Below are 16,619 nucleotides of genomic sequence, written 5' to 3'. Positions count from 1 at the left end.
GAGGGACGATCAATATGAACACCCAGACCCGCGAGACCACCTCCATGTCCGACGCCCAGAGCAAGGCCGGCACCCTGATCGAGGCACTGCCCTGGATCCAGCGCTTTGCCGGCACCACCATGGTGATCAAGTACGGCGGCAACGCCATGGTCAACGACGAGCTCCGCCGGGCATTCGCCGAAGACGTCGTCTTCCTGCACCACGTCGGGATCCACCCGGTGGTGGTGCACGGCGGCGGCCCGCAGATCAACGCCATGCTCAGCCGTCTCGGCATCGAATCGGAGTTCAAGGGCGGGCTGCGGGTCACCACGCCGGAGGCCATGGACGTGGTCCGCATGGTCCTGACCGGCCAGGTCGGCCGCGAGCTCGTCGGCCTGATCAACTCCCATGGCCCCTACGCCGTCGGGATGTCCGGCGAGGACGGCGGCCTGCTCCGCGCGGTCCGGACCGGCACCGTCGTGGACGGCGAGGAGGTGGACCTGGGCCTGGTCGGCGAAGTGATCGGTGTGAACCCGGAGGGAATCCTGGACATCATCGCGGCGGGGCGCATCCCGGTGATCTCCACGGTCGCGCCGGAAATCTTCGAGGACGGCAGCGGCGACCCGGGCGCCAAGCAGGCGCAGACCACCGGCCAGGTGCTGAACGTCAACGCGGACACGGCTGCGGCCGCCCTGGCCGAAGCCCTCGGCGCCTCGAAGCTGGTCATCCTCACCGACGTCGAGGGACTCTACGCCAACTGGCCGGACCGCTCCTCGCTGATTTCCTCACTCACCGCCTCGGAACTTCGCGCGCTGCTGCCTGGCCTGGAGTCAGGGATGATCCCGAAAATGGAGGCCTGCCTCAAGGCCGTTGACGGCGGCGTCGAACGCGCGCACATCGTCGATGGCAGGCTGCCGCACTCGATGCTCCTGGAAACCTTCACGACGGCGGGCATCGGCACCCAGGTCGTCCCGGACGAGGAGAACAAATGAACCCGACCGAAACCGCACCCACCACGGATCTCGAGCACTCCCCGGTCGCGGAGCTCGTCCAGTCCCGCGCCACCGGTGCGCAGTGGCTGTCCCGCTACAACTCCTCGCTGCTGGGCGTCTTCGGCACCCCGCAGCGGGTCCTGGTCCGCGGCGCCGGCTGCCTGGTCTGGGACGCCGACGGCAAGGAATACCTGGACCTCCTCGGTGGAATCGCGGTCAACGCCCTCGGCCACGCGCACCCCTTCGTCACCTCGGTGATCTCCAGCCAGCTCGCCACCCTGGGCCACGTCTCCAATTTCTTCACGAGCCCCACCCAGATCGCGCTGGCCGAGAAGCTGCTGGAGATCACCAGGGCCCCGGCCGGGTCCAGGGTGTTTTTCGCCAACTCCGGCACCGAAGCCGTCGAGGCGGCCTTCAAGCTGGCACGGCGAAACACCGGATCTGAAGAAAAACCGCGCACCAAGGTCATCGCCCTCGAGGGCGCCTTCCACGGCCGCACCATGGGCGCCCTGGCGCTGACCGCGAAGGAAGCGTACCGGGCGCCGTTCGCCCCGCTGCCCGGCGGCGTCGAACACGTTCCCTTCGGCGACATCGACGCCCTCCGCGCCGCGGTGGACGACACCGTCGCCGCGGTCTTCCTCGAACCGATCCAGGGCGAGGCCGGGGTCCGCCCGCTGCCCGCCGGCTACCTGCGGGCGGCCCGGGAGGCCACCAGCGCCGCCGGTGCCCTGCTGATCCTGGACGAGGTCCAGACCGGCATCGGCCGCACCGGCAAGTGGCTCGCGAGCGAGGACGCCGGGATCATGCCCGACGCCGTGACCCTCGCCAAAGGCCTCGGCGGCGGCTTCCCGATCGGCGCCCTCGTCACCTACGGCCCGGAAACGTCCGCCCTGCTGACCGCCGGCCAGCACGGGACCACGTTCGGCGGCAACCCCGTCGCCACCGCCGCGGCGCTGGCCACCCTGCACGTGCTGGAAAACCAGCAGGTCCTGGGCCACGTCCGGAAACTGGGGGAGCACCTGCGTGCGGGCCTCGCCGCGGTCCACGGCGTCACCGAGGTCCGCGGCGATGGGCTCCTGATCGGCTTCGACCTCGACGCCGACGTCGCCCCGGCCGTCGTGACCGCCGGCCTCGGGGCGGGCTTTATCGTCAACAGCCCCGGCCCGCACACCATCCGCCTTGCGCCGCCGCTGATCCTCACCACCGAACAGGCCGACCGCTTCCTCGCGGCACTGCCCGCACTCCTCCAGACCGCAAAGGACGCCCAGTGACCGCGACTGACATTTCCACCGTGCCTTCGACCGTGACTTCCAACAGCCAGGTCCGCCACTTCCTCAAGGACACGGACCTCACCCCGGCCGAGCAGGCCGAGGTCCTGGAGCTCGCCGTCCGGATGAAGGCCGCCCCCTACAGCGTGCAGCCCTTCGCCGCCGAGGGCAGCGGGCGCCAGACCGTCGCCGTGATCTTCGACAAGACCTCCACCAGGACACGGGTGTCCTTCGCCGCCGGCGTCGCCGCCATGGGCGGCAATGCGCTCATCATCAACCCTGGCGAGGCGCAGATCGGCCACAAGGAATCCGTCGAGGACACCGCCAGGGTCCTGGAGCGTATGGTCTCCACCATCGTCTGGCGCACCGGCGCCCACTCCGGGCTCGTGGCCATGGCCGCCAACTCCCGCGTCCCGGTCATCAACGCCCTGTGCGATGACTACCACCCCTGCCAGCTCCTCGCGGACCTGCTCACCATCAAGGAACACAAGGGCGACCTGGCGGGCCTGACCATGAGCTACCTCGGCGACTCCGCCAACAACATGGCCAACTCCTACCTGCTGGCCGGCGTCACCGCCGGCATGCACGTCCGCATCGCCGGCCCGGACGGCTACCTGCCCTCCCCGGCCATCATCGCGGCGGCCGAAGACCGTGCTGTGGAGACCGGCGGCTCGGTGCTCGTCACCGTGGACGCCGCCGAGGCGCTGCTCGGCGCCGACGTCGTCGCCACCGACACCTGGGTGTCGATGGGCCAGGAGGACGAGAAGGAGGCCCGGCAACAGCTGTTCCGCCGCTACGCCGTGGACGAGGCGGCGATGAAGCTCGCGGCACCGGACGCCGTCGTGCTGCACTGCCTGCCTGCCTACCGCGGCTACGAGATCGCCGCGGCCGTGATCGACGGCCCGCAGTCCGTCGTCTGGGACGAGGCCGAGAACCGGCTGCACGCCCAGAAGGCACTCATGGCGTGGCTGATGCACCGCTCCGGCCTGGCTGTTGTCGAGGGGCTGGCGCCGAATCGGACACAGGCACCGAAGGCGCTCGGATAGTGTCCGCCCAGCCCGCCTCGCCGGGGGCCAGCCCGGCCACCAAGACGGCCCGGCAGGCGCGGATCACCGCGATCCTCACCGGTGACTCGGTCCGCTCGCAGGCCGAACTGGCGGCGCTGCTCGCGGACGACGGCGTCCAGGTCACCCAGGCCACGCTGTCCCGGGACCTCGTGGAGCTCGGCGCGGTGCGCGTGCGCGGCAAGGACGGCGTGCTCGTCTACGCGGTGCCGGGGGAGGGCGGGGAACGCGCGGCCAAGAGCGGCGTCACCCAGGAGATCCTCGACGCGCGGCTGGCCCGGCTCTGCGCGGAACTGCTGGTCACCGCCGAAGCGTCCGCCAACATCGTGGTGCTCCGGACGCCTCCCGGCGCGGCCAACTTCCTGGCCCTGGCGATCGACCACTCGGTGATGCCGTCCATCCTGGGCACCATCGCGGGCGACGACACCGTGCTGCTGGTCACCCGGGACCCGCTCGGCGGCGCCGACGTGGCTGCCCGCTTCCTGCAGCTCGCCGAGGAAGCCGGCAGCGGCTGACCGCTCCCGGCCTGAAGATTGGGCCTGCCACAGGGATGTGACAGGCTTTCAGTAGACAAGCTTTTCCCCCGACATTTCCCCAAACAACTAAGGAGCATTTCAAGTGACTGAGCGTATTGTGCTGGCCTACTCCGGTGGCCTGGATACTTCCGTAGCCATCGGCTGGATCGGTGAAGCGACCGGCGCCGAGGTTATCGCCGTGGCGGTCGACGTCGGACAGGGCGGCGAGTCGCTGGAGACGATCCGCCAGCGTGCCCTGGGCTGCGGCGCCGTCGAGGCCTACGTGGCCGACGCGAGCGACGAGTTCGCCAACGAGTACTGCATGCCCGCGCTGAAGGCCAACGCCCTCTACCAGGGCCACTACCCGCTGGTCTCCGCGATCTCGCGACCGGTGATCGTCAAGCACCTCGTCAAGGCCGCCCGCGAATTCGGCGCCACCACGGTGGCCCACGGCTGCACCGGCAAGGGCAACGACCAGGTCCGCTTCGAAGTCGGCATCCAGACCCTCGGGCCGGACCTGAAGTGCATCGCCCCGGTCCGCGACCTCGCCCTGACCCGCGACAAGGCCATCGCCTTCGCCGAGGAAAAGGGACTGCCGATCGAGACCACCAAGAAGAACCCGTACTCGATCGACCAGAACGTCTGGGGCCGCGCCGTCGAAACCGGCTACCTCGAGGACATCTGGAACGCCCCCACCAAGGACATCTACGACTACACCGCCACCCCGGAATTCCCGCCGGCACCCGATGAGGTCACCATCTCCTTCGAGGCAGGCATCCCGGTCGCGATCGACGGCGTCAAGGTCACCCCGCTGCAGGCCATCAAGGAACTCAACCGCCGCGCCGGCGCCCAGGGCGTCGGCCGGATCGACGTCGTCGAGGACCGCCTCGTCGGGATCAAGTCCCGCGAAATCTATGAGGCACCGGGCGCCATGGCGCTGATCACTGCGCACAAGCACCTCGAGGACATCACGGTCGAGCGCGAGCAGGCCCGCTTCAAGGCCACCGTCGGCCAGCGCTGGTCCGAGCTGGTCTACGACGGCCAGTGGTTCTCGCCGCTCAAGCGCTCCCTCGACGCCTTCATCGAGGACACCCAGCGCTACGTCACCGGCGACATCCGGATGACCCTGCACGGCGGCCAGGCGGTCGTCAACGGACGCCGCTCCGGGACCTCGCTCTACGACTTCGACCTCGCCACCTACGACACCGGTGACACCTTCGACCAGTCGATGGCGCGCGGCTTCATCGAGCTGTGGGGCATGTCCGCCAAGGTGGCCTCCAGCCGCGACATCCGCGTCGACGGAAAGTAGCCCCTGTGGCTGAGCAAAAGTCTGAAGCTACCAACACCGGTGCTCTGTGGGGCGGCCGGTTCGCCGGCGGTCCCGCGGACGCCCTCGCCGCGCTGAGCAAGTCCACGCACTTTGACTGGCGGCTGGCCCGCTACGACATCGCCGGGTCCAAAGCGCACGCCCGCGTGCTGCACAAGGCCGGCTTGCTCGACGACGCCGAGCTGGCAGGCATGCTGGACGCCCTCGGCCGGCTGGACGAGGACGTCGCCTCCGGCGCCTACCTGCCGGCGGAGTCCGACGAGGACGTGCACGGCTCGCTGGAACGCGGACTGATCGCGCGCGCCGGCACCCAGCTCGGCGGCAAGCTCCGCGCCGGCCGGTCCCGCAACGACCAGGTGGCCACGCTGGGGAGGATGTTCCTGCGCGACCACGCCCGGATCATCTCCCGCGGCGTGCTCGCCACAATCGATGCCCTCGTGGCGCAGGCCAAGGCGCACCAGGGGGTGGCGATGCCCGGCCGCACCCACCTGCAGCACGCCCAGCCGGTGCTGCTCAGTCACCACCTGCTGGCCCACGCCTGGGCGCTGCTGCGCGATGTGCAGCGGTTCCAGGACTGGGACAAGCGCGCCGGCGTCTCGCCGTACGGCTCCGGCGCCCTTGCGGGCTCCTCCCTGGGCCTGGACCCGGAGGCCGTGGCCGCGGACCTGGGCTTCTTCTCCGCCACGCACAACTCGATCGACGGCACCGCCTCCCGCGACGTCTTCGCCGAGTTCGCGTGGATCACGGCCATGATCGGAGTGGATCTCTCCCGCGTGTCGGAGGAAGTCATCCTCTGGGCCACCAAGGAGTTCTCCTTCGTCACCCTGCACGATTCCTACTCCACCGGCTCCTCGATCATGCCGCAGAAGAAGAACCCGGACGTGGCGGAACTGGCCCGCGGCAAGGCCGGCCGGCTGATCGGCAACCTGACCGGGCTGCTGGCCACCCTGAAGGGACTGCCGCTCGCGTACAACCGCGACCTGCAGGAGGACAAGGAACCGGTCTTCGACGCCGCCGACACGCTGGAGGTCCTGCTCCCGGCAGTCTCCGGCATGATCGCGACGCTGACGTTCAACACCGAACGGATGCAATCGCTGGCGCCGCAGGGCTTCGCGCTGGCCACGGACATCGCCGAATGGCTGGTCCGCCAGGGCGTTCCGTTCCGCGAGGCGCACGAGCTCTCCGGTGCCGCGGTCAAGCAGGCCGAAAGCCGCGGCGTCGAACTCTGGGACCTCACGGACGCGGAATACGCCGCCATCTCCGGGCACCTGACGCCGGAGGTCCGCACGGTCCTCAGCACCGAAGGCTCGCTGAACAGCCGGAACTCCCAGGGCGGCACCGCGCCGGCCGCCGTCGAGCGCCAGCTGCTGGCCCTCGAGGCCGAGCTCGCCGCGGTCCGGGGATACGCGGGGTAGCAAGCGCCGGGCAGTCCCGGCAGGCGCGGCCACTGGTGGTCGTGTTTGCCGGGACTTTCCTCGTTAAGGTGGGTGCATGAGCGAATCGTTCCGCCAGTTGCTGCGCGCCCTGCCCGATTTCCCCGAACTGCTCCCGGACTTCGACCCGGATGCGGCCCCCGCGGACCCGGCGGAGCTGTTCCGGTTGTGGCTCGCTGAAGCCCTGGCGGTCGGTGTGCCGCAGCCCAACGCCTGCAGCCTCGCCACAGCGGATGAGCTTGGGCGGCCGTCCTCCCGGATGCTGATTCTCAAGGACATCGACGCCGACGGCTGGCACTTTGCGACCTCCCGGGCGTCCCGCAAGGGGCACGAACTCGCGGCCAACCCGCACGCGGCCCTGAACTTCTTCTGGCAGCAGCAGGGCCGGCAGGTCCGCGTCACCGGCGGTGTGGTCGAGTTGTCCGCCGAGGCCTCGGCTGCTGACTGGCACGCCCGGCCCGGCGCGGACGGCAGCGACAACCCGGACTGGCAGCTGTACGCCCTTAGGCCCCGCGAGATCGAGTTCTGGCAGGCCCGGCACGACCGCCGGCACCTCCGCCACCGCTTTGGTCCAGAGTCGTTCAGTTAATCGCCATTTATCCGGTGTTGGTATGACGTTCGTAATAGGATGATCGCCATGACCACCATCACCCCGGAAAAAGTCCTGGACGAACTCCGCCGCGCCGCCGGCGTCGTGGCTGGAATCGCCGCCACCTTCTCGGACGGGGACATCAAGGCCCCCTCGGAACTGCCGGGCTGGACGCGCGGCCACGTGCTGGCCCACGTCTGCGGAATCGCCAATGCGATGGCCCGCCAGCTGGAATACGCCGCGCGGGGCGACAGCATCGGGCTCTATGACGGCGGTTACGAGGGCCGGACCCGCGCCATCGAAATGGCTGCCGGGCACACAACCGCGGAGCACCGGGCCGATCTGGACGCCGCACTGGACCGGGCGCTGCAGGCCTTTGGTGCGCTGGACGAGGCCGGCTGGCAGGCGCCCATCAGCTTCCGCGGTGGAGTCGTTTTCGACGGGGGGCTGGCGCTTTGGCGCGAGCTCGTCATCCACACGACCGACCTCGGCACCGGCCGCGGCCCGGAAACCTGGAGCCGGCCGTTCTGCGAGCATCTCTTCGATTTCCTCGCCGCGCGGGTGCCGGAAGGACAGCGCTTCGTGCTCCAGCCGCTCGGCCTGCCTGCCGTGTCGATCGGTATCCCCGGCGGCCGGTCGACCGCCATCAACGGGATGCTCACCGATATCGCGGCCTGGCTCGCGGGACGCACGCCGACCCTCGGCAGCCTGCGCGCCACCGCGGCGGCCGACGGCGTGGACCTCCCCGCGCTGCTGCCCTGGCCCGCCGGGGTGCCCGTCACCCGTTAGGACGCGCGCACCCCCGGCACTCACGCCGCCGGGACTCACATCCCTGGGACTCACACCCCCGGGACTCACACCCCCGGCACTCACGCCGCCGGGACTCACACGCCCGGCACTCACGCCCGCTGGGTCCTGCGCCGCCGGGTCTCACATCCCTGGGTCCTGCGCTCAGATGTCATTTGAGGCCCATGATCCGCAGCGGCATGGGCGCGAGCTCTCACCTCGGCACCCGGCACCTGGCGTTACGCCACCTCGGCGGCCTGCCGGCGTTCCCGGTCCAGCAGGCTTTCCTTGATGGCAAGCCCCCAGCGGAAACCGCCCAAGCTGCCGTCGGTGCGGATCACCCGGTGGCAGGGGACGAACAATGCTGCGGCGTTGAAGGCGCAGGCACTGGCCGCGGCGCGTACGGCTTTGACGTTGCCGGACAGCTCCGCGTACTCGGTGTAGGTCACGGGGTGTCCCGGCGCGACGGTCCGGAGGACATCCCACGCGTGCCCCCGGAACGGCCCGGACTTCTGCAGCACCGGCACCGCCATGGCGGGCCCGGGGTTCCCGGCATAGAAATCGTCCACGGCCGCCGAGATGCCGCCGAGCCCGGTGACGGTCTGGTAGTCCACGGGCAGCAGCTCCGGATGGATCTGGCCGGTTAGCTCGCCGGGAACGGCAGTCCACCCCGAGGCCAGCACTGCCCCGTCCCGGGCAATGATGGTAAACGGACCGTCCGGGGTGGACATGGTCAACAACTGGGCTGTCATCGGATCGCTTTCTTCGGAGTCTGCGGTGGAGCCTGAACTGGAGTCTTTGTTGGAGCCTGCGGCGGCGCCGGGGGTGGCGGCTGAGCCTCAGCCGGGGACGGTTTGCGCGCCGCGGCCTGGGCCGCCGCTGCGGCGCGCCAGAGGTGCATCGTGGCGTAGGAGCGCCAGGGGCTGAGCTCCCGGAAATCAGGGCTCAGGGTGTCGGGGGCTGCTGCCGCGCCGTTCGTCGGCCGGGCGAGTGAGCGGATGCCATTGCGGACCGCTGCGTCATTGGCCAGGAAGACATCCGGGGCGCCGATCACGCGCATTGCCACGTAGCCAACCGTCCACGGCCCCACACCGGCGAGGGGCAGCAGTTTGGACTCCAGAGCGGGCACGTCGTCGCCGTAGCCGAAGTCGAGCCCGCCCGAGGCCATCGCCGCGGCCGCCGCGCGGACGGACTCGATGCGGCGCTGCGGCCCGCGGAGCAGATCAAAACCGTGCCCGGCAATCTGCTCCGCCGTCGGGAACAGCCGGTGCAGGCCCTCCGCCGGGACCAGGCTCTCGCTGCCGGCCGCGGACAGTTGGGTGAGGGCGGTACGGGCTGCGGCGACGGTGATCTGCTGGCCGATCATGGCCCGGACCAGTAACTCCTGCGGGTCGACGGCGCCCGGCATCCGCATCCCGGGGGTCGCGGCGACACTGGTTGAGAGCCTCGGATCGGACGCCAGCGCACCGTCGATGGCGACCGGGTCGGAGTCGAGGTCCAGCAGCCGGCGGACCCTGCTGAGCAGGGGCGGGAGGTCCCGCAGGTCGACGGCGCCGATGGTCAGTACGAGCGGACGGCCCGGGGAACCGGCGTCGTAGTCCACCCGGAAGCGGGCGTCGCCGTGGGCCAGACGCAGGGTCCGGGCATAGGAAGTGAACGAACCTTCCTCGATGCCGGGGATGGCCCGGACCGCGAGGAAGCCGAAGATGCCCGGGTCGAACGGCTCGCGGTACGGCAGGTTCAGCGCCAGGGCCGTCGTCGACTGGGCGGCCGGGCCCGACGTACGGTGGGGCCTGGCCGTGGCCCGCAGCGCCGAGGGTGTCATGGCGAAGACCTCGCCGATGGTCTCGTTGAACTGGCGCACGCTGCTGAAGCCGGCGGCGAAGGCGATATCGGCGGCTTTCATGGCCGTGGACACGAGCAGGGTGCGGGCGGTCTGGGCCCGCCCGGCCCGGGCCAGCGACAGTGGTCCCGCGCCGAGTTCATGGCTCAGGATCCGGTTGAGCTGCCGCGACGAGTAGCCCAGCCTCGCCGCCAGCCCCTCCACGCCGTCGCGGTTGATCACACCGTCGTTGATGAGCCGCATCGCGCGCCCGGCAATGTCGGAGCGCACGTTCCAGGCCGGCGTGCCCGGGACGGCTTCGGGCAGGCAGCGCTTGCAGGCCCGGTACCCGGCGTCGTGCGCAGCGGCGGACGTTTCGTAGAAGGTGACATTCCCCGACTTGGGGGTCCGCGCCGGGCATGAGGGCCGGCAATAGATGCCCGTGGTGCGGACAGCGGTGTAGAACTGCCCGTCGAACCGGGTGTCCCGGGCATCGATTGCCCGGTAGCGCTGCCAGAAGTCCATGGGTTCATCCTGCCAGCTTCCGGGAACTGCTGCTAGCGGAAATCGGACACGGCGGTGGAGGGGGATGGGTGCCGTTTGTTAAAGTCGGAGCATGACGTTGACGCCTCCACTCCGTGCGCCGGGCCGTGGGCTCCCTGCCGGCGGGACGCCCGCGGATGGACTGCGGGACCTCCTGTCCCTGGACGCCCGGCAGGTGGCGCCACTGCTACTCGGCGCGGTGCTGACGCACGAGGGGAGCGGCGGCCCGGTGTCCGTGCGGATCTCGGAGGTGGAGGCCTATCTGGGCCCGCACGACTCGCCGCACCCGGACCCCGGCTCGCACACCTTCCGCGGCGAGACTGCGCGCAACGCCCCGATGTTCGGCCCGGCCGGCCATCTGTACGTCTACTTCACCTACGGAATGCACCACTGCGCCAACATCGTGTGCGGGCCGGCCGGCGTGGCCTCCGCCGTGCTGCTGCGGGCCGGCGAGATTGTGGCCGGCGAGCGGCTCGCACTCAGCCGGCGGCCGGCGTCGAAATCCCCAAAGGACCTGGCGAGCGGCCCGGCCCGGCTCGCCACATCACTCGGAATCACGACGGCGGACAGCGGCAGGGACGCCCTCCAGGCCCCGTTCGGACTGGAACTGCCCGCCCTGCAGGCTGTGCACGTCAGCGCCGGGCCGCGCGTCGGCGTCTCCGGCGCCGGAGGCACCCACGACTACCCCTGGCGCTTCTGGCTGAGCGGTGACCCGACCGTGTCCCGCTACAAGGCGGCGAAGGTGCGGACCCCCTAGCCGGGCGGCTGCGGCGGTTCTGGTGGTTTGGTAGGTTCTGGTGGTTCTGCTGGTTCTGGAGGTCTACCTGGGATCGGCGGCGGGGGAGGACGGCATCGGATGGGTGAGGGCAAGCGCGGGAAACCACGCAGCGAGCTCGAGAGGCTTGAGATCTTTGCGCAGCTGGCCGCCGACTACTTCCGGATGGTCGAGCTGTTCAGGCCAGCTGACGGACCGGTGCCGATGGATTCCCCGGCGGCCGAACGCCGGCAGTGGGTGGAACTGTTCCGGGCGGCCCTGCTGCGGAAGTTCATCGTGCGGGATGAACATGTGTCCCTCAAGCTGGTGGTGAGGGCGCTGCGCCTGTGCAACTATGCCGCAGACTCCAGGCTCACGGAGGGGACGGAGGCGGTGGCGGACCTGTTCACCGCCGAGATGATCCAGGGCCGGCAGCATGACATGCCCGGAGCGGCCCCGGACGACGGCCGCGAGGTTTTCGAAGACGTTCTCTACGGACGGCTCCTGCACGGCGACGCTGATCGGTTCCGTCGTTCCGAATGGGCGAAGGACCACGACCGCCTGGGTGCGGCGGCGGCCCGGCGGTTCGACGCGGAACATGCGCTCAGCAAGGCGCTCGAAGTCGTCAGCTACGGACTCGCGCACGGGCTCCTGCGGTCACCGGCCACGCCGGCCAGCGACGAAACTCCAGCCACAGGCACGGGCCCGGCCGGTGGCGAGGGTGCAGCAAGTAAGGTTGATGGGTGAATCAAAGCAAGCAGCACCAGACCACGATGACCCGGAATGCGACCACCCTACCGGTGGATGAGCTGATCAGCAGCCTCTGCGCCACGATCCCCGACTACCCCAAGCCCGGGATCGTCTTCAAGGACCTGACCCCGGTGTTCGCCGACGGTGCCGCGCTCAAGGCTGTCGTGAACGCCTTGGTGGAGCCGTTCGAGGGCCAGTTCGACGCCGTCGCCGGGGTGGAAGCCCGCGGTTTCCTGCTGGCTGCCGCGGCCGCGTACGCCACGGGCACCGGCGTCATCACCGTCCGCAAGGCCGGCAAGCTGCCGCGTGAGGTGGTCTCCGAGGACTACGCGCTCGAATACGGCAACGCCACCCTGGAACTGCACACCACGGACCTCGCTCCCGGAAGCCGCGTCCTGATCCTCGACGACGTCCTCGCCACGGGCGGCACGCTCGGCGCCGCCGTGCGGCTGTTCGAACGGTGCGGAGTCGCCGTGGCCGGCGTTGGCGTGGTCATGGAACTCGGCGAACTCGGCGGGCGATCGGCCCTGGACGGCCACCGGGTCAGCTCCCTGCTGCGCCTGTAGCCCCAGCCCCAGCCCAGCCCGCCCCGCCTCCAGCCCCGCGCCAGGCCGCGCGGTCCGCGGGCAAAAAGACCGCCGGGAGGAATGGACGATTCCGCGGGCCTCGGTAGAATGCCTGCACAAAACAGACATGTGCCGATGGGTAGGCCGAAATGGTTGTACAATGGTTGGTCTGTCTTTTTCGATAGGGGAACGTTCGATGCACGACGCTGATTTGGCCCATGAACGCGACTACGTGGCCGGACTTTACGCCCGGCTGGATGAGCTGCGGGCGGAAAAGCGCGCCCAGCTGGCGCAGGTACGGCGTGCCGGTGCGGTGGGCACCATGCAGAACGTCTCCGAGCGGGACGCGTTCGCCGCGCTCTACGAGGACCGCCTGGCGCAGCTCGACGCCGTCGACGACCGGCTCGTGTTCGGCCGCTTGGACCTCGACTCCGGGGAGGCCCAGTACATCGGGCGGATCGGCCTGACCACCGACGACCTCCAGCGCCTCATGCTGGACTGGCGCGCGCCCGAGGCCGGGCATTTCTACCAGGCCACCGCGTTCGACCGGCAGGGTGTGCGCCGCCGCCGCCACCTGATCCTGCAGGGCCGAGAGGTCAAGGCGATCGAGGATGACGTTCTCGACGCCGACCTGCTGGCGGACAATGAGTCCCTCCAGGGCGAGGGCGCCCTGCTGGCTGCCCTGAATTCCAAGCGGACCGGCCGGATGTCGGACATCGTCGGGACCATCCAGTCCGAGCAGGACCGGATCATCCGTTCGTCGATTTCCGGCGCCCTCGTGGTCCAGGGCGGTCCCGGCACCGGCAAGACCGCCGTGGCGCTGCACCGCGCCGCCTACCTGCTCTACACCCACCGTGACCGGCTCAAGACCGCAGGTGTCCTGCTGGTGGGCCCGTCGTCGTCATTCATGAAGTACATCGAGCGGGTGCTGCCGTCGCTCGGCGAAACCGGCGTCGTGATGGCGAGTGTAGGGCGCCTCATGCCCGGCATCCACGCCGTCGCGGAACCCGATTCCGCGGTCGCGGCGATCAAGGGCCGGCTGGACATGGCCGAGGTCGTGGCGAACGCCGTGGCCAACCGGCAGCGCATCCCGGCGGAGAACCGCGTCCTCGAAGTCGACGGGCGCAAACTTCTGCTGACCCCCCGGCAGGTCCGCCGTGCCAGGGACCGGGCCCGTTCGACCGGCAAGCCGCACAACGAGGCCCGTGTCTCGTTCGTCAAGATCCTGCTGCGCGAACTGACCGAGCAGATGACGGAACTCGTGGAAGCCGGCAGCATCGGCAACAACGCCGACCGATCCTATCTGGCCGAGGACGTCCGATCCGCACGGGACGTCCGCATTGCCCTGAATCTGTGCTGGATGCCGATGACACCGGAGAAGCTCATCGGTGAACTCCTCAGCAGGCCGGCGATCCTGGCGGCCTGCACACCCCATCTCACCCCGGCCGAGCGTGAACTGCTGCTCCGGCCCGCCGACGCTCCGTGGACCGAGGCGGACGTACCGCTGCTGGATGAGGCCGCAGAACTTCTCGGCGAACTCGACGCGGCCGCGGGCCGGGGACTGGCCCAGCAGGAACACGACCGTGCCCGCGACCTGGCCAATGCCAAGCAGACGCTGGTCAACATGGAAACAGCCGGCGTGGACGTGCTGATCTCCGCCGAAGAGCTCGTGGACCAAAACCAGGAACGCGAAGCCCGGCTCACCGCCGCCGAGCGCGCCACGACGGACCGCAGCTGGGCGTTCGGGCACATTGTGGTGGACGAGGCCCAGGAGCTCTCGCCGATGCAGTGGCGCCTGCTGGTCCGCCGCTGCCCGCTGAAGTCCTTCACCATTGTGGGCGATATTGCCCAGACGAGTTCCGTGGCCGGCGCCAACTCCTGGCACAGCGCCCTCGCTCCCATGTTCGGCGACCGCTGGCAGCTCGAGGAACTCACGGTCAACTACCGCACGCCCTCGCAGATCGCGGAAGCGGCCGCCCGGATGGCCAACGCCGCGGGGCTCGTGGTGTCCGCACCGAAGGCGGTCCGCGAGGGCCGCTGGGCGCCGGTGATCGACCGCGTTGAGCGTGGCGGGATCATCAGCAAGCTCGTCGAGGTCCTGCCGGAGGAGCTGGGCGCGCTCGAGGGCGGCCTGCTGGCCGTCATTGCCGACGGCGAGCTCCTCCCCGAGGCGACCGCCGCGCTGCGGGCAGTCTATGGACGCCGCGTCGGTACGGATGCCGGCAGCTACGTGCAGGACATCGTGGTGATCAGCCCCCGTGAGGCCAAGGGCCTGGAGTTCGACGGCGTCGTGGTGCTGGAGCCGTCGGCCATGCTCAACCATGAGCACGGCCGGGTCGGCGACCTGTATGTCGCCATGACCAGGCCCACCCAGCGGCTGCGGCTCATCGCCTCCGCCGGGGTGCCGGCGGGCGTCGAGGACTGAGGCCCGCCGTCGGGCGACCCGGTCGCCCGACGGTCACACGCGCTGACGGTGCCCCGATCCTGCTAACTTAGATTCCGTGTCCCAGCTAAATGATCTACGTTCCCAGCAGAATGACCCCAGCTTCGCCAACGTGTGGCAGGAGCTGAAATGGCGAGGCCTGGTCCACGTCTCGACGGATGAGGCGGAGCTGGAGAAACTCCTCGCCGGCGATCCCGCAACCTATTACTGTGGCTTCGATCCCACGGCGCCAAGCCTGCACCTGGGCAACCTGGTCCAGCTGCTGCTGATGCGCCGGATCCAGCTGGCGGGCCACAAGCCCCTCGGGCTGGTCGGCGGCTCCACCGGCCTGATCGGAGATCCGCGGCAGACCGCCGAGCGGGTGCTCAACACCCCCGAGACGGTCGCCGAATGGGTCGGGAAGCTGCAGGCGCAGGTCCAGCGTTTCCTCAGCTTTGAGGGTGACAACGCGGCACAAATGGTCAATAACCTTGACTGGACCGCGCCGCTGAGCGCCATCGACTTCCTTCGCGGGATCGGCAAACACTTCCGGGTCGGCACCATGATCAAAAAGGATATTGTTGCCAACCGGCTGAATTCCGACGAGGGGATCAGCTACACGGAGTTCAGCTACCAGATCCTCCAAGGTATGGACTTTCTGCAGCTTTTCCGAGACTACGGCTGTGTCCTGCAGACCGGTGGATCGGACCAGTGGGGCAATCTCACGAGTGGCACCGATCTGATCCGCAAGGTCGAGGGCAAGCACGTCCACGCGCTCGGTACCCCCCTCATCACGAACTCCGACGGCACGAAGTTCGGCAAGAGCGAGGGCAACGCCATCTGGCTCGATCCGGAGATGTGCAGCCCGTACGCCTTCTACCAGTTCTGGCTCAACACGGCGGACAGCGACGTGGCGGCACGCCTGAAGGTGTTCACCTTCCTGAGCCGCGCCGAGATCGAGTCGATGGAAACCGCGGTTGCCCAGCGGCCCTTCGCCCGCGAGGGACAGCGGAAGCTCGCCTACGAGGTGACCTCTCTCGTCCACGGTGTGGATGCCACGGAGAAGGTCATCGCCGCCTCCGCCGCCCTGTTCGGCAATGGTGACCTCAGCGTCCTGGACGAGGCCACGCTCAAGGCGGCCACGTCCGAACTCCCGTCAGCCACCGTCGACGCCGGCAGTCTGGGCATTATCGAACTACTGGTCGCCACGGGCCTGTCGGAGAGCAAGTCGGCCGCCCGCCGTACCGTGGGGGAGGGCGGGGCGTACGTCAACAACGCCAAGGTCGCAGATCCGGATGCCGTGATCGTGCCCGGCCAGCTGCTGCACGGACGCTACCTGCTGCTGCGCCGGGGCAAGAAGAACCTCGCCACCGTGGAAGTGTCCGCGGCCTAGAACGGCACCGCACATCACCTGCACCCTCCTGTCCGACCCAGTTGCAAGCCTGTCCGGCCCAGTTGCAAGGTCGGGCAGGAGGGTGTATTGTTTTTTGAGTCGCCACCGCAGAGTGGTGGCCAACCCCAACAAAAATAGAGAAGCAATTCTTCTAGCGCTTTCGGCTCCCCTGGAGCACGCGGCGCAGGAATGAAAAATTGCTTCACATTTTTGTGGGCGCAATTGTTCCACCGAGTGAAATGCAGATGAAAATCTGGATTTGCAAAGTGGATTTGAATGAAATAAGCTTCAAATATCGCAGCGAAGAAAAAGCGAAACAAAGAATTCAATTGTATTGAATAGTTTCGAAAAGTACTTCGAATGTGTCTGTTGTTTGAGAACTCAATAGTGTGCCAAGTTTGTTGATACCAATTTAT

At 68.9% G+C, this 16,619-nt stretch carries 16 protein-coding genes; 13 read left to right on the top strand and 3 right to left on the bottom strand.

The features are described from left to right. Window positions 1-14: 14 nt before the first annotated feature. The 8 genes from argB to QK291_RS18440 all read left to right on the top strand — a co-directional run bounded on the left by argB (window position 15) and on the right by QK291_RS18440 (window position 7,956). Window positions 15-971: an acetylglutamate kinase gene (argB, locus tag QK291_RS18475; protein WP_282384276.1), complete on the top strand. Its 957-nt coding sequence runs from the start codon at window positions 15-17 to the stop codon at window positions 969-971. Continuing rightward, a complete protein-coding gene (locus QK291_RS18470; RefSeq protein WP_282384274.1) occupies window positions 968-2,242 on the top strand; it encodes an acetylornithine transaminase in 1,275 nt (424 codons plus the stop codon). The genes argB and QK291_RS18470 overlap by 4 nt, the downstream gene beginning before the upstream one ends. Window positions 2,243-2,274: 32 nt before the next feature. Then, the gene (gene argF, locus QK291_RS18465; RefSeq protein WP_282384285.1) at window positions 2,275-3,285 is read left to right on the top strand and encodes an ornithine carbamoyltransferase; all 1,011 of its coding nucleotides are present in this window, start codon (window positions 2,275-2,277) and stop codon (window positions 3,283-3,285) included. After that, window positions 3,285-3,818, top strand: coding sequence for an arginine repressor (locus QK291_RS18460; protein ID WP_282384272.1), 534 nt, complete (start codon window positions 3,285-3,287; stop codon window positions 3,816-3,818). Before argF ends, QK291_RS18460 begins: the two co-directional genes overlap by 1 nt. Window positions 3,819-3,921: 103 nt before the next feature. Next, window positions 3,922-5,127, top strand: a complete 1,206-nt coding sequence (locus QK291_RS18455) for an argininosuccinate synthase (protein WP_282384270.1) — start codon at window positions 3,922-3,924, stop codon at window positions 5,125-5,127. Between the two features lie 5 nt (window positions 5,128-5,132). After that, entirely contained in the window at window positions 5,133-6,560 is a 1,428-nt protein-coding gene (gene argH / locus QK291_RS18450; protein WP_282384269.1) for an argininosuccinate lyase, read from the top strand. 76 nt (window positions 6,561-6,636) lie between these two features. Then, window positions 6,637-7,167: a pyridoxamine 5'-phosphate oxidase family protein gene (locus tag QK291_RS18445; protein WP_282384267.1), complete on the top strand. Its 531-nt coding sequence runs from the start codon at window positions 6,637-6,639 to the stop codon at window positions 7,165-7,167. A gap of 48 nt (window positions 7,168-7,215) precedes the next feature. Then, a complete protein-coding gene (locus tag QK291_RS18440; protein WP_282384265.1) occupies window positions 7,216-7,956 on the top strand; it encodes a maleylpyruvate isomerase family mycothiol-dependent enzyme in 741 nt (246 codons plus the stop codon). Window positions 7,957-8,192: 236 nt separating this feature from the next. On the opposite strand, the gene QK291_RS18435 is transcribed toward QK291_RS18440, so the two are convergent. Together QK291_RS18435 and QK291_RS18430 are read right to left on the bottom strand one after the other, a co-directional pair. Continuing rightward, complete coding sequence (locus QK291_RS18435; RefSeq protein WP_282384264.1) at window positions 8,193-8,705, bottom strand: methylated-DNA--[protein]-cysteine S-methyltransferase; 513 nt, start codon at window positions 8,703-8,705, stop codon at window positions 8,193-8,195. Further along, the gene (locus tag QK291_RS18430; protein ID WP_282384263.1) at window positions 8,702-10,300 is read right to left on the bottom strand and encodes an AlkA N-terminal domain-containing protein; all 1,599 of its coding nucleotides are present in this window, start codon (window positions 10,298-10,300) and stop codon (window positions 8,702-8,704) included. The genes QK291_RS18435 and QK291_RS18430 overlap by 4 nt, the downstream gene beginning before the upstream one ends. 91 nt (window positions 10,301-10,391) lie before the next feature. On the opposite strand from QK291_RS18430, the gene QK291_RS18425 reads away from it, so the two are divergent. The 5 genes from QK291_RS18425 to tyrS all read left to right on the top strand — a co-directional run bounded on the left by QK291_RS18425 (window position 10,392) and on the right by tyrS (window position 16,203). Beyond that, window positions 10,392-11,075 carry a DNA-3-methyladenine glycosylase gene (locus QK291_RS18425; protein ID WP_282384261.1) on the top strand — a complete coding sequence of 228 codons (684 nt, stop codon included), beginning with the start codon at window positions 10,392-10,394 and terminating at the stop codon, window positions 11,073-11,075. A gap of 99 nt (window positions 11,076-11,174) precedes the next feature. Beyond that, complete coding sequence (locus QK291_RS18420) at window positions 11,175-11,819, top strand: hypothetical protein (protein WP_282384259.1); 645 nt, start codon at window positions 11,175-11,177, stop codon at window positions 11,817-11,819. Between the two features lie 26 nt (window positions 11,820-11,845). Then, complete coding sequence (locus QK291_RS18415; RefSeq protein ID WP_282384284.1) at window positions 11,846-12,388, top strand: adenine phosphoribosyltransferase; 543 nt, start codon at window positions 11,846-11,848, stop codon at window positions 12,386-12,388. 196 nt (window positions 12,389-12,584) lie between these two features. Then, window positions 12,585-14,813 carry an AAA family ATPase gene (locus tag QK291_RS18410; protein ID WP_282384258.1) on the top strand — a complete coding sequence of 743 codons (2,229 nt, stop codon included), beginning with the start codon at window positions 12,585-12,587 and terminating at the stop codon, window positions 14,811-14,813. A 76-nt stretch (window positions 14,814-14,889) separates the two neighbouring features. After that, window positions 14,890-16,203 carry a tyrosine--tRNA ligase gene (tyrS, locus tag QK291_RS18405; protein ID WP_282384256.1) on the top strand — a complete coding sequence of 438 codons (1,314 nt, stop codon included), beginning with the start codon at window positions 14,890-14,892 and terminating at the stop codon, window positions 16,201-16,203. A 14-nt stretch (window positions 16,204-16,217) separates the two neighbouring features. Here tyrS and QK291_RS18400 read toward each other — a convergent pair. After that, window positions 16,218-16,619, bottom strand: a 402-nt coding sequence (locus QK291_RS18400) for a hypothetical protein (protein ID WP_282384255.1), incomplete at its 5' end; no start/stop codon positions are given.

This window comes from Arthrobacter sp. AL12, from assembly GCF_029960645.1.
In the GTDB taxonomy this organism is placed as follows: Bacteria; Actinomycetota; Actinomycetes; order Actinomycetales; family Micrococcaceae; genus Arthrobacter.
Note: the sequence above shows the minus strand (reverse complement) of the source record. Positions and strands in the feature narration are given on the sequence as shown.